General features: G+C 64.2%; 19 protein-coding genes. 6 read left to right on the top strand and 13 right to left on the bottom strand.

Translation table 11 applies throughout. The features are described from left to right. Positions 1 to 2 precede the first annotated feature (2 nt). Genes FFS45_RS08420 through bluB form a run of 4 tightly spaced genes read left to right on the top strand, consistent with a single transcriptional unit; the run spans position 3 to position 2,997 of the window. Entirely contained in the window at positions 3 to 527 is a 525-nt protein-coding gene (locus tag FFS45_RS08420) for a cobalamin biosynthesis protein (RefSeq protein WP_137954173.1), read from the top strand. Beyond that, positions 454 to 1,056: a cob(I)yrinic acid a,c-diamide adenosyltransferase gene (gene cobO / locus FFS45_RS08415; protein ID WP_137954172.1), complete on the top strand. Its 603-nt coding sequence runs from the start codon at positions 454 to 456 to the stop codon at positions 1,054 to 1,056. Before FFS45_RS08420 ends, cobO begins: the two co-directional genes overlap by 74 nt. 2 nt (positions 1,057 to 1,058) lie before the next feature. After that, positions 1,059 to 2,357, top strand: a complete 1,299-nt coding sequence (locus FFS45_RS08410; RefSeq protein WP_137954171.1) for a cobyrinate a,c-diamide synthase — start codon at positions 1,059 to 1,061, stop codon at positions 2,355 to 2,357. Beyond that, positions 2,341 to 2,997, top strand: a complete 657-nt coding sequence (gene bluB, locus FFS45_RS08405; RefSeq protein WP_137954170.1) for a 5,6-dimethylbenzimidazole synthase — start codon at positions 2,341 to 2,343, stop codon at positions 2,995 to 2,997. Before FFS45_RS08410 ends, bluB begins: the two co-directional genes overlap by 17 nt. A gap of 91 nt (positions 2,998 to 3,088) precedes the next feature. Here bluB and FFS45_RS08400 read toward each other — a convergent pair whose 3' ends face one another. From FFS45_RS08400 to FFS45_RS08380, 5 genes are all read right to left on the bottom strand, one after another. Then, on the bottom strand, positions 3,089 to 3,922 hold the full coding sequence (locus tag FFS45_RS08400) for a betaine/proline/choline family ABC transporter ATP-binding protein (protein WP_137954169.1): 834 nt from the start codon (positions 3,920 to 3,922) through the stop codon (positions 3,089 to 3,091). 106 nt (positions 3,923 to 4,028) lie between these two features. Next, complete coding sequence (locus tag FFS45_RS08395; protein WP_137954168.1) at positions 4,029 to 5,000, bottom strand: proline/glycine betaine ABC transporter permease; 972 nt, start codon at positions 4,998 to 5,000, stop codon at positions 4,029 to 4,031. Positions 5,001 to 5,119: 119 nt separating this feature from the next. Continuing rightward, on the bottom strand, positions 5,120 to 6,166 hold the full coding sequence (locus FFS45_RS08390) for an ABC transporter substrate-binding protein (protein WP_137954167.1): 1,047 nt from the start codon (positions 6,164 to 6,166) through the stop codon (positions 5,120 to 5,122). 68 nt (positions 6,167 to 6,234) lie between these two features. Continuing rightward, a complete protein-coding gene (locus FFS45_RS08385) occupies positions 6,235 to 7,461 on the bottom strand; it encodes a Xaa-Pro peptidase family protein (RefSeq protein WP_137954166.1) in 1,227 nt (408 codons plus the stop codon). Positions 7,462 to 7,536: 75 nt separating this feature from the next. Next, positions 7,537 to 8,424 carry a hypothetical protein gene (locus FFS45_RS08380; protein WP_137954165.1) on the bottom strand — a complete coding sequence of 296 codons (888 nt, stop codon included), beginning with the start codon at positions 8,422 to 8,424 and terminating at the stop codon, positions 7,537 to 7,539. Between the two features lie 123 nt (positions 8,425 to 8,547). Between FFS45_RS08380 and FFS45_RS08375 the strand changes: the two genes are divergently transcribed. Further along, positions 8,548 to 9,465 carry a LysR substrate-binding domain-containing protein gene (locus tag FFS45_RS08375; protein WP_137954164.1) on the top strand — a complete coding sequence of 306 codons (918 nt, stop codon included), beginning with the start codon at positions 8,548 to 8,550 and terminating at the stop codon, positions 9,463 to 9,465. A gap of 49 nt (positions 9,466 to 9,514) precedes the next feature. Here FFS45_RS08375 and FFS45_RS08370 read toward each other — a convergent pair whose 3' ends face one another. The 5 genes from FFS45_RS08370 to FFS45_RS08350 all read right to left on the bottom strand — a co-directional run bounded on the left by FFS45_RS08370 (position 9,515) and on the right by FFS45_RS08350 (position 15,576). Next, positions 9,515 to 10,123, bottom strand: a complete 609-nt coding sequence (locus tag FFS45_RS08370; RefSeq protein WP_137954163.1) for a DUF4136 domain-containing protein — start codon at positions 10,121 to 10,123, stop codon at positions 9,515 to 9,517. A gap of 34 nt (positions 10,124 to 10,157) precedes the next feature. Next, a complete protein-coding gene (locus FFS45_RS08365) occupies positions 10,158 to 12,599 on the bottom strand; it encodes a CHASE2 domain-containing protein (RefSeq protein ID WP_137954162.1) in 2,442 nt (813 codons plus the stop codon). Positions 12,600 to 12,617: 18 nt separating this feature from the next. Further along, complete coding sequence (locus FFS45_RS08360) at positions 12,618 to 14,036, bottom strand: FecR domain-containing protein (protein ID WP_137954161.1); 1,419 nt, start codon at positions 14,034 to 14,036, stop codon at positions 12,618 to 12,620. Further along, a complete protein-coding gene (locus tag FFS45_RS08355; protein ID WP_137954160.1) occupies positions 14,033 to 14,731 on the bottom strand; it encodes a response regulator transcription factor in 699 nt (232 codons plus the stop codon). Before FFS45_RS08355 ends, FFS45_RS08360 begins: the two co-directional genes overlap by 4 nt. A gap of 434 nt (positions 14,732 to 15,165) precedes the next feature. Next, a complete protein-coding gene (locus FFS45_RS08350; RefSeq protein ID WP_137954159.1) occupies positions 15,166 to 15,576 on the bottom strand; it encodes a hypothetical protein in 411 nt (136 codons plus the stop codon). Between the two features lie 302 nt (positions 15,577 to 15,878). On the opposite strand from FFS45_RS08350, the gene FFS45_RS08345 reads away from it, so the two are divergent. Further along, positions 15,879 to 16,655, top strand: coding sequence for an NIPSNAP family protein (locus FFS45_RS08345; protein WP_249362724.1), 777 nt, complete (start codon positions 15,879 to 15,881; stop codon positions 16,653 to 16,655). Between the two features lie 33 nt (positions 16,656 to 16,688). On the opposite strand, the gene FFS45_RS08340 is transcribed toward FFS45_RS08345, so the two are convergent. From FFS45_RS08340 to FFS45_RS08330, 3 genes are all read right to left on the bottom strand, one after another. Beyond that, positions 16,689 to 17,198 carry a DUF1697 domain-containing protein gene (locus FFS45_RS08340; RefSeq protein ID WP_137954158.1) on the bottom strand — a complete coding sequence of 170 codons (510 nt, stop codon included), beginning with the start codon at positions 17,196 to 17,198 and terminating at the stop codon, positions 16,689 to 16,691. Between the two features lie 64 nt (positions 17,199 to 17,262). Then, positions 17,263 to 20,589: a DEAD/DEAH box helicase gene (locus FFS45_RS08335; RefSeq protein WP_137954157.1), complete on the bottom strand. Its 3,327-nt coding sequence runs from the start codon at positions 20,587 to 20,589 to the stop codon at positions 17,263 to 17,265. Between the two features lie 27 nt (positions 20,590 to 20,616). Continuing rightward, complete coding sequence (locus FFS45_RS08330; protein ID WP_137954344.1) at positions 20,617 to 21,423, bottom strand: DeoR/GlpR family DNA-binding transcription regulator; 807 nt, start codon at positions 21,421 to 21,423, stop codon at positions 20,617 to 20,619. Between the last annotated feature and the right edge of the window lie 3 nt (positions 21,424 to 21,426).

Genomic DNA, 21,426 nt, shown 5'->3' with positions numbered 1-21,426 from the left:
GTGTGAAGGAAAGCAATTTCGACGGTGCCGATAAAACCCTCAGCATCGGCATAGGCTGCAAACGGCACACCTGCGCGGACCAGATTGCAGCAGCGGTTCAGGCCGCACTCGGCGCCTACCCGTTGGCGGCGATCCGGACCGTTGCCACCATCGAATCCAAAGCCGACGAACCCGGCCTGCTTGAATTCTGCGCGCGCCACGCGCTGCCTTTGCGGATTTTCAGCCGCGCCGAAGTGGCAACCGTGTCCGAACTGCCGACTCCCTCATCCACCGTGCGTGTACATCTCGGCGTGGACGGCGTCTGTGAACCCTGCGCGCTGCTCGCCGCCTCCGCGGGCCGCCTGCTCGTCCCCAAAACCGTGCTCGACGGCGTGACTGTTGCCATTGCGATGCACGCAGCTACGTCGCTCACCCACACAACCGAATCCGACTCACCAGCAAACAGGACCCGCCATGAAAACCGATCCCGAATCGCATCTGCGCATGACCCAGCGGCGGCGCGAAGGCCACGAGAAAAAGCAGGCTGAAGCGACCATCGAAAAGGGTCTGCTGATCGTCAATACCGGCACCGGAAAGGGCAAGACCACCGCCGCGTTCGGCATGGCGGTACGCGTGCTCGGCCACGGCATGCGGCTTGGCGTCGTGCAGTTCATCAAAGGCGCGTTGCATACGTCTGAGCGCGACTTTCTCGGCAAGATCGCCAACTGCGATTTCGTCACGATGGGCGACGGCTACACGTGGAATACCCAGAACCGCGAAGCGGACATGGCCACCGCCCGCAAGGGCTGGGACGAAGCACGGCGGATGATCGAAAGTGGCGAATATCACATGGTGATCCTCGACGAGCTGAACACCGTGCTGAAGTACGAGTACCTGCCGCTCGACGAAGTGCTGGCGGTCGTGGGCGCCCGCCCTGAGATGCTGCATGTGGTCATCACCGGGCGCCACGCGCCGGACGCGCTGATCGAAGCGGCGGACCTCGTTACCGAAATGCGCATCGTCAAGCACCCGTACCGCGAGCAGCACGTGAAAGCGCAGCGCGGCGTGGAGTTCTGAGCGTGCCGTCCTGTCCCGCCCTGTTCATCAGCGCACCGGCCTCCGGTCAGGGCAAAACCACGATCACGGCCGGCCTCGCCCGCTACCACCGGCGGCAAGGGCGGCGCGTGCGCGTCTTCAAGACCGGCCCGGATTTTCTGGACCCGATGATCCTCGCCCGCGCAAGCGGCGCACCGGTCCTGTCGCTCGATCTGTGGATGGTCGGCGAGCACGCCTGCCGCGAGCTGCTCGCGCAGGCGGCGGCCGAGGCCGATCTGATCCTGATCGAGGGCGTGATGGGCCTGTACGACGGCACGCCGAGCAGCGCCGATCTTGCCACCGTGTTCGGCGTGCCGGTGGTGACGGTGATTTCGGCCAAGGCGATGGCGCAGACCTTCGGCGCGGTGGCTTTCGGCCTCGCGCAATTCCGGCCCGGCGTACCGTTTCATGGCGTGTTCGCCAACCGGGTCGGCTCGGCGCGCCATGCCCAGATGCTGCAAGAGGCGTTACCCGCGGGCATGCGCTGGACCGGGCATATCGGCAGCGCGGAAGAAATCGAATTGCCCGAGCGGCATCTGGGCCTGCACCAGGCCGGCGAGGTCGACGATCTGGACATGAGGCTCGATCGCGCCGCGGACGCGCTCGCCGCTACGCCGCTGGCCGAGTTGCCGCCCCAGGTGGCATTCGATGCGCCCGCCAGTGCCCCGCTACCGCGCTGGCTCGCCGGCCAGCACATCGCGATTGCACGCGACGCGGCCTTCTCCTTCATCTATCCGGCCAATATCGCGCTACTCGAAGCGTTGGGCGCGCACCTCAGCTATTTCTCACCGCTTGCCGACGAACCGGTGCCGGACGGCGCGAACGCGCTCTATCTGCCCGGTGGCTATCCTGAGCTGCACGCGGACGCGCTGTCACGGCATACGCAAACCGCAGACGCGATTCGTGCCCATGCAGCAGCACGAAAACCCATCGTCGCCGAATGTGGCGGTATGCTCTATCTACTCGACCGGCTCACCGATATCCACGGCGCAACCACGCCGATGCTCGGCCTGCTGCCGGGCGAGTCGGCGATGCAGCCCCGCCTTGCCGCACTGGGCATGCAGCAGATAGACGGCATCCATGGCACCATGACCGGTCATACGTTTCACTACTCGAAGCTGACGACGCCGCTCGCACCCGTGCGAACAGCCACTCGCGCGCAAACCGGCGCGCCGGGTGAAGCCGTATTCCGCGCCGGCCCGATCGTCGCCACCTATATGCACGCCTACTGGCCCTCCAACCCGGCCTTCGCGGCCGCCCTGTTTCATGGCGAACTGTTTTAACGATTCCGATCGCGAGGCCGTCTACCGCGCCATCCATGAACGGCGTGACATGCGGCACTTCGTGCGCGACCCGGTCGACCCGGCCGTGCTGCAACGCCTGCTCGAGGCGGCGCACCATGCGCCGAGCGTCGGCTTCATGCAGCCGTGGCGAATTGCGCGCATCACCGATCCGGCGCTGCGTGTTGCACTGCATGAAGCCGTCGAGCACGAACGGCTCGCCACCGCCGACGCACTCGGCAAGCGGCGCGACGAGTTCATGAAGCTGAAGGTCGAAGGCATGCTCGAATGCGGCGAGCTGCTGGTAATAGCGTTGATGGACGGCCGCGAGAAACACATCTTCGGACGCCGCACGCTGCCCGAAATGGATCTCGCCTCGGTGGCCTGCGCGATCCAGAACATGTGGCTCGCGGCGCGCGCCGAAGGGCTCGGCATGGGCTGGGTGTCGCTGTTCGACGTCGACGCGGTGCGCGCCCTGCTGCATATGCCCGAGGGCGCACGGCCCGTGGCGATTCTGTGCCTCGGCCACGTCGATCGGTTTTATGCGGAACCGATGCTGGAAACCGAACGGTGGGCAAGCCGCCTGCCGCTCGCCGATTGCGTGTTCGAGAATCGCTGGCCTAAAGATGGCAAGGCGGAGTGAGGCGCTGCCTATGCGTCTATACGCCTATACGCCGGCGCCGCACCGCCTCTACGTGATCCCGAGACCTTTAAGCCTTCGGGCCATCCAATCCTCACGCCGCCAGCTCCGTGCGTTCCCCGCGCCGCTCCACGAAGCGGCGCACGTAATCGTTCGCCGGATTGCGCAAAATCTCCTGCGGACTGCCCTGCTGCACCAGCTCGCCGTCACGCAGAATCGCGATCCGCGTGCCCAGGCGCAGCGCTTCGTCGAGGTCGTGGGTAATGAACACCACGGTCTTGTTGAGCGTCGCCTGCAACTCAAGCAACTGATCCTGCATTTCCGTGCGAATCAACGGGTCCAATGCGGAGAACGCTTCGTCCATCAGCACGACGTCCGTATCGGCGGCAAGCGCGCGGGCAAGGCCTACGCGCTGCCGCATTCCACCGGAGAGTTCGTCCGGAAACTTCTCCGCATAGCCTTCAAGACCGACTTTCTTCAACCAGTCACGCGCAGCAGCAAACGCCGCCGCGCGCGCTTCGCCACGGGTGCGCAACGCATAGGCCGCGTTTTCCAGAACCGTCGCATGCGGCAGCAGCCCGAAGTTCTGAAACACCATGCTGATGCGATAGCGGCGCAACTCGCGCAGGCCGCTCGCATTGAGCTTCAGGATGTCCTTGCCGTCCACCAGAATCTCGCCGGCGCTCGGATCGATCAGGCGGTTCAGATGACGCACCAGCGTCGACTTTCCGGAACCTGACAAACCCATGATGACAAAGATCTGACCCGGCTCGATGGTCAGGTTCACGTTATTGAGCCCGACGTTGCAGCCGGTTTTCGCCAATACGTCCGCTTTGGACGCGCCTTGCCGCAACAGTTCGAGCACGCGCGCATGCGCGCTCGCCGGTCCGAAGATCTTGTAGACGTTCTTGACGTGAATCGCTTTCATCTTCCCGCTCCTTACGCAGCGTTCTGCAGACTGCATCAGTAAAGTGAGGCCTGGGTGCAGGCGAGGCAGCGCACGCAAGCGCCATCCGCGCCGCCTGCACAGGACATCAATGGCGTGCTTCGCCGGCCAGTTCCGCGCCTTCGGGGTGTGCAGCATGTTGCAGCGCCTGGGCCCGCACACGCCTTTGACGGCGAGCCTGCAGCCGTGCGTCGCGCTGGGCCGCCGCGACACGCCGGGCGCGGCGCTCCTGTCCATAGCCCTGGCTGACCCGGTCGATCACAATCGCCAGAATCACGATGGCAATGCCGGCCTGCGTGCCCTTGCCGACATCGAGTGTCTGGATGCCGGCCAGCACGTCCTCGCCAAGACCACGCGAGCCGATCATCGAGGCAATCACCACCATCGACAGCGACATCATCGTGGTCTGGTTGATGCCCGCCATGATGCTCGGCCGGGCGAGCGGCAACTGCACACCGAGCAGCAACTGCCAGCGGGTCGTGCCGAACGCGCGAGCCGCTTCGACCACATCGCCATCGACATGGCGAATCCCCAGATCGGTCAGGCGGATCAGCGGCGGCAAGGCGTAGATCACGGTGGCGAAAATCGCCGGCACCTTGCCGAGGCCGAACAGCATCAGCACCGGGATCAGATACACGAAGCTCGGCAGCGTCTGCATGATGTCGAGCACCGGCAGCAGGATGCGCCGCAGCAGGCTGCTCTGCGAACAGACAATGCCGAGCGGCACGCCGATCGCGATGGACAGGACGGTCGCCACCAGCATCAGCGCAAGTGTTTCCATCAGCTTGTCCCACAGCCCAAAGCAGCCAATCGCGTAGAGCAGCAGCACGAAGAAGGCGGCCACGCCCATGCGCCGCGTCGCATGCCAGGTGATCACGCCCGCCAGCACCAGCACGAGCCAAGGCGGCAAAACCCGCAAGCTGCTTTCGAGCGGTACCAGCAGATACTTCAGCACTAGCAGACTGAAGGCATGAAACGTGTCGCCATAGTTCTGGACGAGTGCGCCGACCTTGTCGTTCACGACATCGACAATCGACAGATGCAAAAAGAACCCATTCATGACTGACTCCTGTAGACCTGAGTTAGCGTTAAGCGCTAACCCGGTCCCACGCCAGGCGATCACGCGCAGCTCACACGATGAGCGGGACCGGCCTGGCTTCGGTTTCGCTCAGGCTTCTCTCATGTTCCGAGATTCGCCTGCACCTTCGAGGCGACGTCCGCGGGCACCCACTGCTTCCACATTTCAGGGTGATCGCGCAGGAACTGCGTGGCCATCGCGGAGCCGTCGAGCTTCTTCGTGCTCATCTCGAGGATGGTGTTGTTCAGGAAGTCCATCGGAAACCTGACCTTGGCAAGCATCGACATCAGATCCGGGTCCGCGTCATAGAACGGCGCCGACACACCCACCGTCACATGCGACACCATGTACGAGGACGCGCATTGCTGCGTGCTGCTCTCGTCGCGCAGGGTCTTCCAGCAGGCGTCGTTGAACGGCGGCATCTTCAGTTGCGCAAACTTGTACTTCGCCATCAGCGCGGCCGGTCCCCAGTAGTAGAAGACAATCGGCGCGCCGCGCTGGTAAGCGGAGGCGATCGCGGCATCCAGCGCGGCGCCGGTGCCCGGGTGGAAGTTGGTGTACGTCGCGTCGAGGTTCAGCACTTTCAGGAGGCGCGTATTCACGCGCTCGCAGTCCCAACCGGTCGGGCAGTTCAGAAAGCGGCCCTTGTCCGGTTCCTCGTCGTCGGCGAACACGCTCTTGTACTTCGGCAGATCCGTCACCGACACAAGATCCGGCGCCACCGGCTTGATGCCGCGCGCCGGATCGCCCTTGATCACGTATTCCGGCACGAACCAGCCTTCCTTCGTGCCGCCCGGCAAAGTGTCCCCCACCAGCTTGACCGAACCGCTGGCGACCGCCTTGGCCGTGATTTCGCTGCGGCCCGTCCACTGCTCGGCCCACACCTGCACGTCGTTATGCGCGAGCGCCGTTTCGGTCGCCGCCGTGCTGCCCGGCACGACATCGGTCTTGCAGCCGTAGCCCTTTTCCATGATCTGCCGCAGCACCTCGGTGGCGAATGAACCGCTTTCCCACGTGATACCCGCGAAATGCACGGTCTTGCCTTGCGTACACCAGCTATCGGCTGCATTGGAAGCTGCATGAGCCGCCGTGCCGGTCAGGGTCAGCGCGGCAGCGGCGAGCGCCGCCCGGAGTAGTCTGAATTGCATGGTCGATCACCCTTGTAGATGTAAACAGGTTGAGTTCGAACGCGGAAAGCCTCGCGCTTTGCCGTCCATCAGGCGAGCAGGCGTTTCTCGAATGGATAGTCGGACAGCAGTTCCAGCTGGCCGTCGTCGCGGATATAAACCTGCTCTTCGAGCTTGACGCCTTCACCGCCGTCCTCGTGACCGATATAGCTCTCGATGCACAGGGTCATGCCCGGCTCCATCACGCCGTCATAGCCCTTCGCTTCGTTATCCTCGCGATGCACGATGTACGGGTATTCGCCCGTCATGCCGACGCCATGCGCCAGCGCGAAATAGCGGCGAGCCTGATACGGACCGGGGATCCTCCAGGCCTTGGCGATAAACTCCTGGAAGGTCGTGCCGGCGCGCACGTTTTCCATGTTTGAATGAACCTGCTCATAGGCGAGCTTGTAGAGGTTCTTCTGTGCGGGTGTCGCCGGGCCGTCGCCGCACAGGAAAGTGCGCGAGAAGTCGGCGTAGTAGCCGAACCGTCCCACCACGTCGGTGTCGAGTCCGACCAGCTCGCCCGCCTGGATCTTGCGCGGGCTGCTTTCCTGGAACCAGGGGTTGGTGCGCGGTCCTGAGCTGATCAGGCGCGTCTCCACATAGTCGCCGTCCGTTTCGATGATGTGCTTGTGCAGATGCGACCACAGCTCGTTTTCGCTGATGCCGGGCACGAGCGCCGCTTCGAGCTTGTGCACGCCCTCTTCCGCCGCGCGCAGCGACGAGCGGATCATCTTGATCTCGTTGGGCACCTTGATCGCTCGCGCCCGTTCCAGCGGCTCCTGGGCGTCGGAGATCTGGTAGCCGCGCGCCTGCAGCGCGAAGGCCGCTGCGGATGTGGCGCTTTCGATGGCGATACGCTTGCCGCCGCCGCATTGCCTGATCAGATCGTCGATCTCGGCGGCCCAGCGTTCGGTCACGCGGCCGAGCATGTCGTCGCAGAAGTAATAGGAAATCGCGGTGGCCGGGCGAATCTCGTCGACCGTATCGAGCCCTTCGGCGAGAAAATCGCAGCCCGCGTATTCGAACAGCACCACCTTGCCTTCAGCCGGAATGAACGCGTAGCGCGCCGGGTTGCGCATCGAATAGACCTGCATGTTGCGCGAGCCGGTCGCGTAGCGCATGTGAGTCGGGTCGAACAGGATGGCAGCGCTCAGGTCGCGCTTTTTCAGCTCACGGCGCACGGCGGCGAGCCGGTCGCGCTGGATCTGCGCAATTTCTTCCGCAGTCGGTTCGCAGTCTTCCGGGCGATGAGTCGGGCAAAGAATCGTCATGGTTTCCAGTGGGGAACGTTATAGATATCGGGAGCAGCAAAGACTACGGTTTCAAAGCTGTAGCGGCGCGCGCGCTCAATCGACCAGATTGTCGGCACGCACCAGCCGTTGTTCGGCTTCCAGATGCATCTCGGAGACCCGGCCATAAAGCTGCCGCGTGCGTTCGAGCCGGCCGATCACGCCTGGCTTCTTCGAGTACGCGAAGATCGCCGTGTGACGGTCGATTCCACCCTGCACCTGGGTGACGCGATGCAACGAGAAGCGGCCCTTGAACAGTTGCAGATCGCCCGGCTGCAGCGTGATGACGTTGATCGGCGCACGCGTCTCGCCGCGCACCACCGCACCGACGCCGCCATAGTTCTCACCTTCAGGAGAACGGATGTTCGGGCAATACTCGAAGTCGCCGCCCGCGTCGGGCTGCTGCGTCATCATCGACACGATGAATTCGTTGGTGTCGTAGTGCCACGGCTGCTCGGTGCCAGGCGGCATGACGTTCTGCACGAGACCGGCATACGGATCGGCGTATTCCCAGACACGTTCCTCGCCAAGGCACGCGGCCACGAAGCGCTTCATTGCCTGCGCCACATAGATGCGATGGATGATCGCGTCGGCCGGAATCACGTCGCGCGTCACAAAGCCGCTGGTGCGGTCCATGAAGACGCGCCGCGGGTCTCCTTCGGGCAACGTCGGGTCGTCCGCCGTGAAATAGGCATTGACCTTGCGGCTGGAAAAATAGGTCTTGGCAGCGAGCGCCAGGCCTTCGGCGCGTGCCTGCTCCAGTGCAGCGGGACGCAAAAAGCCGTGCAGCACGGCGCTGCCGTTGCCGGCAAGATGCGCGCGGCAGTTCGCGATCAGCTCGCGCGTGCGGGGGTGGTCCGGATCGTGCAACGGATAACGCCCGGTATCGACGATATCGCTCAGATCGGTGCATTCAGCATCGGCAAAAGGCAGGCTGGCTGACACGGTGTGACTCCAGTTTCGTGGTTTGCAGGTTGATTTGTGAGTTGAATTGTTTTCGACAACAATCAGCTCATCGACGTCCCCATGTTTCGATCACCAAATTTCTTTGGAAAGCGAGTAATTCCGATGGCAGCCATCAGCGGACCCGATTGGTCCAAACTCAGCTCTCTGGACCCCGAACTGGTGCGTGCGTTCGTCGCCGTGGTGGACAGCGGCGGTTTCACCGCGGCGGCGAAGCAGCTCCATCGCACGCAATCCACCATCAGCCTGCGTATCCGCACGCTCGAAGAGCGGCTGGAAACGCATATGTTCCTGCGCAATAGCCGACGTCTTGCCCTTTCACGCGACGGGGAAAACTTTCTGATTCACGCCCGGCGCATTATTCAGGTGCAAAACGAGGCGATCGCCGCACTAAACCGGAGCAGCCGCGAGGGCGTGATCCGTTTTGGACTGCCGGAGGATTACGCCGAATTGTGGTTGCCGGACCTGCTCAAGAAGTTTTACGAGCTGCGCCCAGGCGCGCGGCCGCACATCCATTGCCGGATGTCGCTCGAATTGCTCGAACGCCTGCAGGCGGGTGAGCTGGATATTGCACTGGTGGTCCGGCACGGCTCGCAGAACGGCGGCCGGCATCTGGGGAGGGAGGAAGTGGTGTGGGCGGCCCACAAGGATTTCGCGCTCGACCGTCAGGCATCGGTGCCGCTCGCGCTGTTTCCGGAGACCTGCTGCTACCGCCAGCGCGGACTCGAAGCGCTAGCAGCGCTCGACCGCCCTTATCACGTGGTCTATACGAGCCAGAGCCCGACCGGCATCAAGGTGGCGGTGAACCACGGCGCGGCCGTGACGATCATCGACCGCTGCACGCTGCCGGAAAGCTGGCGCGTGCTCGGCGCGGCGGAAGGCTTGCCGACGCTGCCGCCCGCCGATCTCGAACTGCATCGCTCGTCGCGGATCTGCGATCCCGCCACCGACGATCTTGCTTCGTTGATCGAAACAATGGTGGAAGAGCGGCGCCGCGCATCGGTCGAGCTGGCGTTAGGCTAAACAGCGCCAGCCACGTGCCGGATGGAAAATCGGCGCATTGCCCCGGCGCTCAGGGCTGCACCGGTTTGACTGAAGTGATCCGGGGTGAGCCGCCGGCATCGTCGGCGCGCAGTTTCACACGCCAGTCAGGATGATCGGCGAAGGGGAATTGCGCCAGCGCGCTCTTCACCAGATAGGGAATCGCGTGCAGCGGATCGGCATCGTGATCCTGGCTGCTCGCGCTCACCTTGTAGACTTCGTGCCCATTGGTCTGCTCGAAGAAACGCAGCGTCAGCGAATGCCTGTACGTCTTGCCGCCGAACAGCGAGAAGGACGCTGTGCCCGGGCTATCGCACCCCGCCTGCGCACAATCCGCCGTGCCAACGCCCACGCCGGCAAGGCGCGTGTCGTACGCAATCGAGAGCAGATAGTGAGCGCTCTGCTGCTGCACATCGACAAAGCCGTATTGCACGAGTTCGCTACGAATCAGCGTTTCGTACTGCATATGATCCTGGCTGGCGTCCTGCAGCGGCGATCGCGCCAGCGCATAGCTGTGCTCGCCGGCAAGCGGCGTTGCCGGGGGCGACGCGCGCACCTCGGTGCTGACGCCGGCACACCCTGTCAGGCCGGCGGTAAGGCTTGCTGCGACGAGCGCAGCACAGATCAGCGTAATTTTCATGTTCTTCTCGCTTCAGGAAAATACGGCGCGCCCATCAGGCGTGCTCAAGCTGGGTGGCGAGCTTCGTGTCGTCGAGCGCCGGCAGCAGCACGGTAAACGCGGTGCCCTTACCCGGCGCGCTGTCGACGCGCACATCGCCCCCATGGCGCGTCACGACCGTTTTGACAAACGCCATCCCGAGCCCTGCGCCGCCGGTCTCCGGCTGTTCGGTCTCGTGAAAGCGCCGGAACCGCTGAAACAGTTTGCTCTGCTGTTCAAGCGGAATGCCGTAGCCCTGGTCGCGGATCGTGCACTGCACACGCCGCGGCAGGCCGTCGGCCGGCCCGATCGTGCAGGTGATGCGCGAGCCGGGTGGGCTGTACTTGACTGCATTGTTCATGATATTGACGAGCGCGCGTGTCATCAACGAGCGATCGGCGCAGATCCAGTAACCGTCGTCATCGCTCTCACTGCCGGTTTCCATCTGGATCTGCTTGGCGTGAGCCTGGGGCCAGACTTCGTCGCTGGCGTCGATGGTCAGCTCGCTCAGGCTGACCGGTTCGAGCACGTAAGCCTGCGACTCGGCGCGCGCCAGTTGCACGAAATCGTCGGCCAGCGTCAGCGCGCGGCGCGAGTAACGGGCAATGCGCTCGAGCAGTTCGTGCACGTGGTCCGATTCGATGCGTGCGCGTTCGATCTCGACTAACGCCAGAATCGAGGCCTGCGGCGAGCGCATGTCGTGCGACAGGAGCCGCAATGCGTCCTCACGCTGGCGCTCTGCCGCATGCAGCGCCGAGACGTCGACCAGACCCGCGATCCAGCCGGTTACTTCGCCCTCTTCGTTGGTACAGGTGGCGTAGCGCAGCAGGTGGTCGCGCTCGGCCAGATCGCGCACTTCGATGCCGTGCGCCATCAGGTCTGCGAATTCGCGCTGCGCCGGGTCGAGGATCGCCGGCCAATGCGTACGCGCCAGCGCATCGCTTTCGGCGTCACCGCCCTCGGTTCCATCGTCGATGGTCTTCACGAACGCCAGATCGCCAAGCACCTCGCGCATCAGACGGCCTTGTGGCCTGAGCGAACCGAGGCGCGCAAAGTGCGCCGTGGCCGCATGATTGGCGATCAGCACAACGCCACGCACGTCGCTCACCAGAATCGGCTCGGGCACGCTGTCGAGGCTGTCCCACACAAAGCGCTTCATGTCCTGCACCCGCTGGGCGGCCTGCGCCATCAGCGCCATGTGCTGCTCCAGCACGTCGCCGCCGAACTCGCGGCGGCGCGGCGGCGTCTCCGGCAACAGATGCGGTTCGTCGGCAAGGCGCTGCAGTTCCTTGCGCAGATAGGTCATGGTCATTTCAAGGCGCCGCCAGTTCCAGATCGGGTACACCACGACCAGCGCAAGCACCGCGGGCACCGGCGACATCCACAGACGCGCGCCGTACAGCAAGGCGGCACTGCCGCCGATGATGACGAGGCTCAGGCCCAGCGTCAGCAACAACGAGCGCCGCGGCGACAGCACCAGAAAACCCGCCAGCAACGCGGCCAGCGGCAGCAGCGCGACGAGCACCACCGGCAAGGCCGTGACCGGGTCGATCGCCCGGCCGGTCATCAATGTGTCGAGCACATTGGCATGAATATAGACGCCGGGTAGCGGCCCGAGCTCGCCCGAGACCGGCGTCGCAAAGCGGTCGTACAGTCCCGAGGCCGTCACGCCGATCAGCACCAGGCGGCCGCGCAACTGCTCCGGCGGCACCTCGCCGGCAACGACGCTGGCAAACGAAACATGCGCGTAGTTCGCGGCATTCAGGCTGAAAGGAATCAGAAAACGCGCTTCGTCGACCCGCTCGAGCGTGCGGTCGCGCAAGCCCGCGGCGCGTTCGAGCGGTTGCGCGAGATGGATCGCACCGCTTTTGAGAGCGCGCCAGACCGGCACCATCAACTGCGGCCAGCGCGAATGCGCGTCGCCTTCGAACAGCGCGACGCTGCGCACGATGCCGTCGCTGTCCACTTCCAGGTTGATATGGCCGAGTCCGGCCGCCGCCTCGGCGAGTGGCGGCACCGGCTTCACCACGACCCGCTGGCCCTCGCTATCCTCCGGGCTGAGCAGCACCGGCAGGTAGGTGGGACTGAGGGAAATGGCGTGCGCGAGCTGCGCATCGTCGGCGGCGGCTTCGGTGAACAGGACATCGTAGATCACCGCCGCCGGTTGGGCTTTGGCCAGTTGCGCGAGCAGGCTCGCGTGGACCCTACGCGGCCACGGCCAGTGACCGAGCCGCGCCACGCTCGCGTTGTCAATCTCGACCACCACGATATCGGCTAGCGTAGGCTGCTTGTGCAATGCCAGGAAGCGGTCGTAGACCAGATGATCGATGCCCGCGGTCCAGCGCCCGAGCGCGCTTGCGAGGATCACCGCAATACCCAGGCAGCCGATCGCGCCCCATTCGAACAGGAAGCGTCGGCCAGCCGGCCGCCCTAGTCGTGCACGCGGATCGAGGCTCATGCGAGGATGGTTGGAGTCCTAGCGGGCAAGCGTGAACGACCGGATCGAGCTGCCCTTCTCGTAGAACCGGCCGTTTTCGAACTGCTCGGCAATTACGGTCCAATAATAAACGCCGCGCGGCAGATCCGTCACCACGATCTCGCCGGCCGGCAGATCGGGCCGGTCCACAAGCGGGTTGCGCAGGTCGGGCGACGCGCCCAGCACGAAGCGAAAACGCGTCTCGACGCCCGGACGGCTTGCGAACCAGCGGAACGTATAGTCGCGGGTGCCGGCGCGCGGCCCGGCCGACGCGGCCAGACCCAACTGGCGCCGCTCGAACGCGTAGATCTGCGGCAAGCCCTCGAGGCCGTTGCGATCCACCGAGGAGATGCGCACGAAGTAGGTGCCGTCCGGCAGATCGCCGAAGTCGGCATGGGGTGCCTTCACCGGCATGTCGCGGATCAGGTCGAGTAGGTCCGCGTCGCGGGCGATCTGCACCCGGTAGCCGGCCGCCTGGCTGTCCGGCACGAGGTCGAAGGCGACCGTCTTGCCGTCCTGGATCTTGCCCGGATCGGTCAACGAGGGGGCGGCCAGCAGCGCGATGGGGGCGCCGATCGCGCCGCTCGCGCCCGAGACATTGCCGAAGTGCGCCGAGACGAGCTGCACGGAGGCCTGCAGCGGCACGCCTGGCGCCGGCGGCCGGACGCTGGCGGGGTCCACGCCGACCGCACCGTCCAGCACTTCAACCGAGGTTTGCCGTTCGTCCGTGTCGTAGCTGACCCGGAAATGCGTGCCGCGCACGCCCGCCACCACGGACGGCGAGCGGATCTGGAAGCGATCGTCTTTTTGCGTGGCATGCGTGACTTCGCTCTCCACCTGGCCGTGCTGCAGGTTGAGCACGCGGTCAGAGGCGCCGGTCAGGACGGTCTGACGCAGCTTGCCGACCTCGACCATGGCGTCCTGCGACACCGTCACGTGCGAACCGTCCACCAGTTCCAGTGTCACGAAACCTTCATGGCCGGTGCGCAGGCGATCGCCCTCGCCGAGCGTCATGCCGGCCGCGAGCGGCGTGTAGGGACCGGCGCCGAACGCACGCTCGGCCGGACCGCTGGTGGCCACCACCCGGGCGGATTCCTGCTGCTGGCGCAGCAGCGCGGCCGGTAGTCGCAACTGGATGCCGGCCTGCAGATGACGCGGCGCGGGAATTCCGTTCAGACGACTGAGCTCGGCCCAGTCGCGCGGATCGCGCAGATAGCGCGCGGCGATTTCGTAGAGCGTGTCGCCGGCGTTGGTCGTATAGGGTACCGTGACAATGGGCGCGTTCCTGTTCTTCTGTGCCTGGGCGAGCGCGGGCGCCAGCCCGAGCGCCGCGACGAGGCACGGCACCAGGAGCGCCAGCGCACGACGCGCGCCGGCCGCCGGCAGACATGCCGGCGGTGTGTAAACGGAAACCGTCACGCATCCCCCTTTTCAATGCGCTCGAGCCGGTATCCATAGCCGTAAATCGGCGTCAGGCGATAGCCGTTTTCCGGTCTCAGCCCGAGTTTACTGCGTAGCATCGAAACGTGCGTGTCCATGGTGCGCGACGGGATTTCGGTCGCCTGTTTCCAGATCACGTCGAGAATGTGTGCGCGCGACAACGGCCGGCTCAGGTGCTGGAACAGCAGCAAGGCGAGGTCGAATTCCTTTTGCGTGACGGCGACGGCCGTGCCGCGCACCACCACGTGCTTGGAGCTCAGATCGAACTCGTACTCGCCGAACACTTCCTTGAAGGCGGTGGCATTGAGCCTGTAGGCGCGCCGCAGCAGCGAGCCCACGCGCGCCAGCAGGACGCCGGCCGACACCGGCTTGACCACGTAGTCGTCAGCGCCCGTGTTGAGAATCGACGTGATGTCGGTCTCGCGGCTGCGGCTCGTCATGAACAGCACGGGCAGACGCTCGGACAGGCTCTCGCGTACCCAGCGCAAAACCTCTTCGCCCGACATGTCGGGCACGTTCCAGTCGAGCACCAGCAGATCGAAAGTCTGGCGCCGCAGTTGCCGCACCAGTGCGCGGCCCTCGGCGTAGGCGTGGCAGATATGGCCGGCGGCCGCAAGCGTTTGACATACCAGATCGGCCTGAGCCGGATCGTCATCCAGGACTGCAATTCTCATAACACCCCGCAATGCAACACCGTTATTCGTATCTGGATGGCCGGCTCCCGACTGCAGACGCACCGCCCCTCGTGATGGGCCGCACCCGCCTCGTGGTCCTGGACCTGCGCGCAGTAATACGCACGCACGTCCGTGACCACGAGGCCCTGCATCGACAACTCTATTTATCGATTATTCGCCGCGCCACACGGGCACCGGTTTAAAACAGGTATCCGATATATCTCAAAAATGGCGCGCAATTTTCCCTGACACGTAGTACGTGCTTGGGCAATTTCATAATAATCGAAAACTGCCATCCCCTTCCGAATGCCATCCTCCTGCCATCCGGCATCGGCTCAAGCTCTTGAGCCTGTCTCTCAGATTCTTGTCGACCTCTTTACTTGGGTCATGCAGGTGTCCAGCAGGTCTCGCTCGCGCTATGTAACTGGCCCCGTCTATTCCATCCTGATGGACGCGAAACTTTCCGCCTCGTGCTCACCATCCTCACTCCCGTCGTCTTCTTCTTGCTTCAGACGGCGGTTTAACGCCGCTTCCAGATGAATCCGCACATGCTCCCAGGCGTTTCGTGCGTAGTCCGGTTGCGATGCCGCCCAATCCTGAGCCAGCCCGAATACGCGCCGCACGGTGGCGGCGCACAGACTCAGATCGTCCGAACCCTGCGTTGCCGAATGGCGCAGCAACTCGGCAAGCCACGGCATCTCGATCGAGCACGAATCGGCGTAGGCCTCGGCGGCTGCACGCGCGTGGCGGTCGTTCGACAGATCAAGTTCGATACGTTGCCCAAGTTTGCGCTTCTGCTCGTTCCGCTTGAACGGAATGCGCGTCGTGTGCAGTGTAAAAAGCATCCAATCCCTCGCTCGCCGCGGCAGAACCTCTCACTTCACGCCATTCAACGCTATGCGGTTCGCATGAAAACTGGCAACGCGGAGTGCCTGAGTGTCAACAATGATTTCATTCTGCGAGACAGTATAAGAACTGTCTCAATTTAAATCGTTTAAAGATTGTTAGATCGGTTTCCGGTTGTGTGCGCCGGCACGCATAGCCGCGCTCGAAGCACGCGAAGCGCGCCGGAATTGATTTTTCCCGGTTCGATACTGGTATCCAAGTGGAGTGCTCAGGCTATCTGCTCACTGGGTTCGAAAAATCGATGCGCGAGGTGGCGCCACCACAGGGCATCAGTCGATTACTCGACAGCGCCTGTGCGGAAATTGGGAATTCTCAAGCAGTTCGTATGCACTTAATCTGGCCATTCATTTACGCGACGGCGCGCACGCTGCGCGCGCGCTTTCCTGCATACTTCATGAGACTTCCGATGCTCTATGAACTGACCACCCTTTCGTCTCATCTTCTGGAGATAGATCGGGTTATCGAAAATGCCGAAGCCTATTTGCAGCATCCCGACACGCGAGGCGAATGGCTCGGCGCCTGGACCGCGGAACACGGGCGCCTGGGCACGCTGCGGATTCTGCGCGGGTTTGCCGACGCGCAGGAACTCACGCAGGAGAGGACGCGAGCGCTGCATCATGTGAATCCGTTTGGCGCGGCCGGGGTTGTCGAGTCGATCGAGATGGAGAGCTACGCGGGCTTTCCTTTTCTTCCGCCTGTTCGGCCCGGACGGCTTGGCAGATATTACGAGTTTCGGACTTACTGGCTCCGTCCCGGCGGCCTGACGCCGACAATCGAGGCATGGGAAGCGGCCATGCCCGAGCGCTCGAAGCTGTCGCCGTTGCTGGTGAACATGTATGCCCTCGATGGGGCGCCGCGGATCACGCATATCTGGCCGTTCGACAGCCTCGATGAGCGTGTTGCAATTCGGGCCGAGTCTTTCGCGATGGGAATCTGGCCGCCCAAAGGCGGCCCACAGCAGTTTTATGAAGCGACTTCGACGATCTGGATACCCACCGGAAGATCGCCGTTACGATAGCCGCGATTGGTTCGCACACCGATATGATTCAGACTACGCCGCAGCCCATTCAGCCAGGGTTGCCACGGTATTCATATTGCGTGCGGTTCCGTTCTTCGCGGCCGGGATTTTCAGCCTGGAGTGAGCCATTCCGTTAGCGTAATGCACGTAGATTTCGCGCGTTCCCAGCGCGATTTCTTCAGCCTGCCGGCCGCTGATCGCGGCCAGCGTGTCCGGCGGCGGCGGCGCATCGAGAAAGATGGCCATCGTGCGGTTCGGTGCGGCAGACCTGAAAGGATTGCCATCAAGGACCGCCGACAGTTCCGCACCCGTTCGGATCAACGCCCCCACGGGTTTGCCGGCGTATGCCTCGAGGCGGCGCTCCAACTGGGTCTTGACCGAGGATTCAGAAAGCCTGCTCGAAAAGACCACGTTGCCACTGGCGATATAGGTGCGAACGCTGGTAAAGCCGATGGACTCGCACATGTCCCGAAGCTCGGACATCAGGAGCTTGCCGGTTCCGCCGACGTTCACGGCGCGTAACAGGGCGACATAGGTGCTCATTGAGTTAGTCTTCTGGTCGTAGTCGATGTCCGGGCTAAACGGTGCACGCGCACAGTCGCCCCCCTCACCCCGCCCGCGCGATCTCCGGCATCGGTGCAAACAGCGCATCGAGATCGTCATCGGAGAACTTCACCGTGCCTGCCGCGTCCTCGGAAAGAATGCTATCGGCAAGCTCGGCCTTCTTCTCCTGCAGCCTCACAATCTTCTCCTCGATACTGCCGGCCGCAATCAGCTTGTAGACAAACACCGGTTTGTCCTGGCCGATACGATGCGCGCGGTCGGTCGCCTGGTTTTCAGCCGCAGGATTCCACCACGGGTCATAGTGAATCACCGTATCGGCAGCCGTGAGGTTCAGCCCGACACCGCCCGCCTTCAGGCTGATCAGAAACAGCGGCACCTCGCCGTTCTGAAAGCGCCGCACGGGCGTGGCGCGGTCGGTGGTGTCGCCGGTCAGCGTGAGGTACGGAATCGCGGCCTTGTCGAGCGCCGCCGCAATCAGTTCCAGCATGCCCGTGAACTGCGAAAACAGCAGCACGCGCCGGCCTTCCTCGATCAGCGCCGGCAGCATCGCCAGCAGCAGTTCGAGCTTGGCCGACTCCTTGACGCGCGCGGCCTTCTCCAGCTTCACGAGACGCGGGTCGCAACATACCTGGCGCAGTTTCAGCAGCGCATCCAGCACGATGATATGGCTGCGGGCCAGCCCCTGCGCCGTGACGGCCGCCCGCACCTTCGACTGCATCGCAGTCCGGACGATTTCATACAGATCGCGTTGCGCGCCCTCCAGATCCACGGTGCGCACGATGGTGGTTTTTTCAGGCAGCTCCTTCGCCACCTCGTCCTTGCGGCGCCGAAGCATGAACGGCCGGATCCGGCGCGCCAGCAGTTCACGCCGCACACCGTCGCCGTTACGCTCGATCGGATTGCGCCAGCGCCTGGTGAAGTCCTTCTGCGCGCCGAGAAAACCCGGCAGCAGAAAATCGAACTGCGACCACAATTCGCCGAGGTGGTTTTCCAGCGGTGTCCCCGTCAGACACAAACGATGCCGCGCCCGCAGATCGCGAACCGCCGCCGCCGATTTGGTCGTAGCGTTCTTCACGTACTGCGCTTCATCCAGAATCAGCAAGTGGTACTCGTGCTCGGCCAGCACCGCGTGATCGCGCCACAGCAACGCATAGGTCGTGAGAACCAGTTCGTGCTCGCCGATCAGTTCGAAGCGCTCCTTGCGCTGCGGCCCATTCAGCTCCAGCACCTTGAGATCGGGCGCAAACCGCCGTGCTTCTTCGCGCCAGTTGTGCACGAGGGTGGTCGGCACGACGATCAGCGCCGGGCGGTCGAGGCGCCCGGCTTCCTTTTCCGCCAGTACGTGCGCCAGCGTCTGGACCGTCTTGCCCAGCCCCATGTCGTCGGCCAATACGCCAGCCAGGTTGTGCTCGCGCAGGAACTGCATCCAGCTCAGGCCCTGGTGCTGGTACGCGCGCAGCTCGGCCTGCAAACCGCGTGGCACCGGCGCTTCGCGCACCCCGGCGCCGTCCTGCAGACGCTCGGCCAACTGGCGGATCGACGCGTCACCCTGAAACTGCCAGCGGCCCGTATCGGTCAATGCAGCGAGCCGCCCTGCGTCAAGCTCGGGAATCCTCAGGTTATCGTCGCCCTTCCAAGTGCCGATTCCATCAAACAGGTCGACCAGCACCCGCACCACCGGTTTGAGCCGTCCGGCCCGCAAACGCAAGCGCTCGGCACGATCGGTCGTGAGTTCGATGGCTTCTTCGTCGTCGATCGTTTCCAGCGCGCCGCCCAGCCAGCGGCGGTCGCGCCGGAACAGGCCGGCCAGCAGCGGCTCCAGGCGCACCGTGCGATCGCCAAGGGTGATACCCATCTCGAGGTCGAACCAGCCGTCGCCGGCCTGGCGTGCGGTGCCTTCAATCGCGTCGATCTCGATCACGTGATGGCGGAAGGCCGGCGCTATTGTCACGCGCCAGCCCTGGCCCGCGAGCGCAGGCAAGGTAGCGTCGACGAACGCCGGCCAGTCTTCGGTCTCGGGCAACGCCAGCAGCGTCTCGGGGAGGGTTTGCCGCGAATATCCGCCGCTCGCCGGCACCACCTTGAGGCCCACTTTACGCAGCTCCAGCAGGCGCTGCTTCTCGGTATCGTAACGGCGCCGGATATGCAGCACGCTGCCGCCGGGCACGGGCACCACCGTGGCACTGCTCTCGGGCCTGATGCTGACGCCTTCATAGTCGAAGCTGACTGTCGCGAAGTCCAGCACCTGATTGCGCTGCGTGGGTTTGCCCAGACCGAGCGCTGCCATGGTCAGACTGTTAAGCGCCAGCACCGGCACCGGCTCGACGTCGATCACGCGGACTTTGGCGGTGTCGAGCGCCGGAGGCAATGGCAAGCCGGGCGCCACCTCGCGCAGCACCGCGGCCACCAGCGGCGCCTCGGCGAGCGAGATGGGCGGCATCGACAGGTAATCGGGCAGTTGCGGAAACGGCAGGGACAGCTCGACGATCCCCGCTTCGCCCGCCTCGGCATCGACATACCAGACCGGCTCGGTGGCGAGCACCATGGCGGCCGCCGGCTCGGTGCGCAGCACCGGCCGCAGACGGTCGTCGGCCTGCGCTTCCCACTCGATACGCCCGGCGCGCGCCGCGCCCATCGAGAGCGGCCGCAGCGTCTGCCGCGAGTCGCCCTCGCCCTCTGCCTGCAGGGCCGGAAACAGGCGGCCCGTCGCGATCAGCTTGTGCAGCACGTCGCCGCCGCTTGCGCCGCGCAGAATGAAATGCCCGTGGTTCTGGCGCGAATGGCCGAGCCACAAGCTGCGCAGAATCACCAGATCGTCGTCCGAAACGAATTTGGGGGCCTTGATCAAGGCCGCTTCGACATTGCTCCACGGCTCGTCGATCGAGCGGATCTCGCCATTCGCGTTCACCCGTGCCTTAAAAAGCTGGATTTCGTGGCGCTGCTGATAGCGCGACCAGCCGAGGCGATAGGCCAGTGCATGGGCCGCCGCCGTGCCCGGGCCGCTGCGGCCGGGCTCGCCGTGCTCGGCACGGGCGCGGAACGTCTCCATCCATCTGACCAGTTCGGGCCGCACGCCAGGCTCCGCCGCGGCGGATGCTTCAAGTCCCGCGATCAGCAGCGCCGCCATGTGCTTGCACTGAAAACCGACCGGACACGAGCAATCGCCCTCGACCCACAGGTCGTCGCCGATGTCATGAAACTGCACGTCCACGACGTACGGGTGGCGTTGCGTGCCCTGGACTTCACCGCTCAGGGTGTTGTTTTCCCAATGCAGGTTCGAAACCGCATCGACGTAGTCGCGCGCCTTCTCGACGGTCCTGGCTCCCAACCACTTCTTGACGTGTTCGCGATCGTAGAAAACTGACGACATCCGGGTGACCCATCCATGCGTAACCAACTATTTTACGCATGTGTCGGATATCGCCGCCAAGGGCACGCCGGTGGGCGCCCCAACACTCACCTCGAGGTCCGCCGCCGCGAACACCTGTGCCAGCGCCGGGGACGGCGCTTCGTCCGTGATCAGCAGATCCACCGCTTCCGGGCCAAATGCATGCACCAGCGCGCTATGGCCGAATTTGGCGTGATCCGCCACCACCACCCGCCGCTCGGCCTGGGCAAACGCAGCCAGCGAGTAGGACACGTCGTCGGGTTGCGCATCCATGAAACGGCCTTGCGCGTCGATTGCCGTCACCGAGACCAACGCATAGCGCACATGGAACTGCCGGATAAACGCCAGCGCGCTTTCGCCGAAGGCAGCCGAGTCGTCGGCGCGCAGTTCGCCGCCCGCGATGAACACGCGGTTGTCATTGCGCGGCGCCAGGGTACGGGCAATCTCCGCGGAATTGGTGACGACCGTCAGCCGCGAGCGCGCACACAGTGCCTGAGCGATATGCACGCAGGTCGTGCCGCCGTCGAGAATCAGCGAATCGCCGTCGCGCACCAGATCACAGACCCGTGCCGCAATCACCCGCTTCGCTTCGAGATTCTCCTGCAAGCGGCGCTGGAACGGCGGTTCGTCGAGCCGCTCCGGCAGCATCACGCCGCCATGCACCTTGAGCAACACACCCTCGGCAATCAACGGCTTGATATCGCGACGGATGGTCTCGTCGGACACGGCGAAGGCTTCGGCCAGTTCGGTAATCGTGCAGGTGTGCTGGGCCCGCACGGTGCGCAGGATTTCGGCTTGGCGTTGGGTGGAGAACATACG

The sequence above is a fragment of the Burkholderia sp. 4M9327F10 genome (genome assembly GCF_005503145.1).
Classification (GTDB): Bacteria; Pseudomonadota; Gammaproteobacteria; order Burkholderiales; family Burkholderiaceae; genus Paraburkholderia.
This window is presented reverse-complemented; position numbering and strand designations above follow the sequence as displayed.

Bases quoted from the DNA above. Each gene is read 5' to 3' on its own strand.
- cobO (WP_137954172.1), top strand. From the start codon at position 454: ATGAAAACCGATCCCGAATCGCATCTGCGCATGACCCAGCGGCGGCGC.
- bluB (WP_137954170.1), top strand. From the start codon at position 2,341: ATGGCGAACTGTTTTAACGATTCCGATCGCGAGGCCGTCTACCGCGCC.
- FFS45_RS08400 (WP_137954169.1), bottom strand. From the start codon at position 3,922: ATGAAAGCGATTCACGTCAAGAACGTCTACAAGATCTTCGGACCGGCG.
- FFS45_RS08395 (WP_137954168.1), bottom strand. From the start codon at position 5,000: ATGAATGGGTTCTTTTTGCATCTGTCGATTGTCGATGTCGTGAACGAC.
- FFS45_RS08390 (WP_137954167.1), bottom strand. From the start codon at position 6,166: ATGCAATTCAGACTACTCCGGGCGGCGCTCGCCGCTGCCGCGCTGACC.
- FFS45_RS08385 (WP_137954166.1), bottom strand. From the start codon at position 7,461: ATGACGATTCTTTGCCCGACTCATCGCCCGGAAGACTGCGAACCGACT.
- FFS45_RS08375 (WP_137954164.1), top strand. From the start codon at position 8,548: ATGGCAGCCATCAGCGGACCCGATTGGTCCAAACTCAGCTCTCTGGAC.
- FFS45_RS08370 (WP_137954163.1), bottom strand. From the start codon at position 10,123: ATGAAAATTACGCTGATCTGTGCTGCGCTCGTCGCAGCAAGCCTTACC.
- FFS45_RS08365 (WP_137954162.1), bottom strand. From the start codon at position 12,599: ATGAGCCTCGATCCGCGTGCACGACTAGGGCGGCCGGCTGGCCGACGC.
- FFS45_RS08355 (WP_137954160.1), bottom strand. From the start codon at position 14,731: ATGAGAATTGCAGTCCTGGATGACGATCCGGCTCAGGCCGATCTGGTA.
- FFS45_RS08350 (WP_137954159.1), bottom strand. From the start codon at position 15,576: ATGCTTTTTACACTGCACACGACGCGCATTCCGTTCAAGCGGAACGAG.
- FFS45_RS08345 (WP_249362724.1), top strand. From the start codon at position 15,879: ATGCGCGAGGTGGCGCCACCACAGGGCATCAGTCGATTACTCGACAGC.
- FFS45_RS08340 (WP_137954158.1), bottom strand. From the start codon at position 17,198: ATGAGCACCTATGTCGCCCTGTTACGCGCCGTGAACGTCGGCGGAACC.
- FFS45_RS08335 (WP_137954157.1), bottom strand. From the start codon at position 20,589: ATGTCGTCAGTTTTCTACGATCGCGAACACGTCAAGAAGTGGTTGGGA.
- FFS45_RS08330 (WP_137954344.1), bottom strand. From the start codon at position 21,423: ATGTTCTCCACCCAACGCCAAGCCGAAATCCTGCGCACCGTGCGGGCC.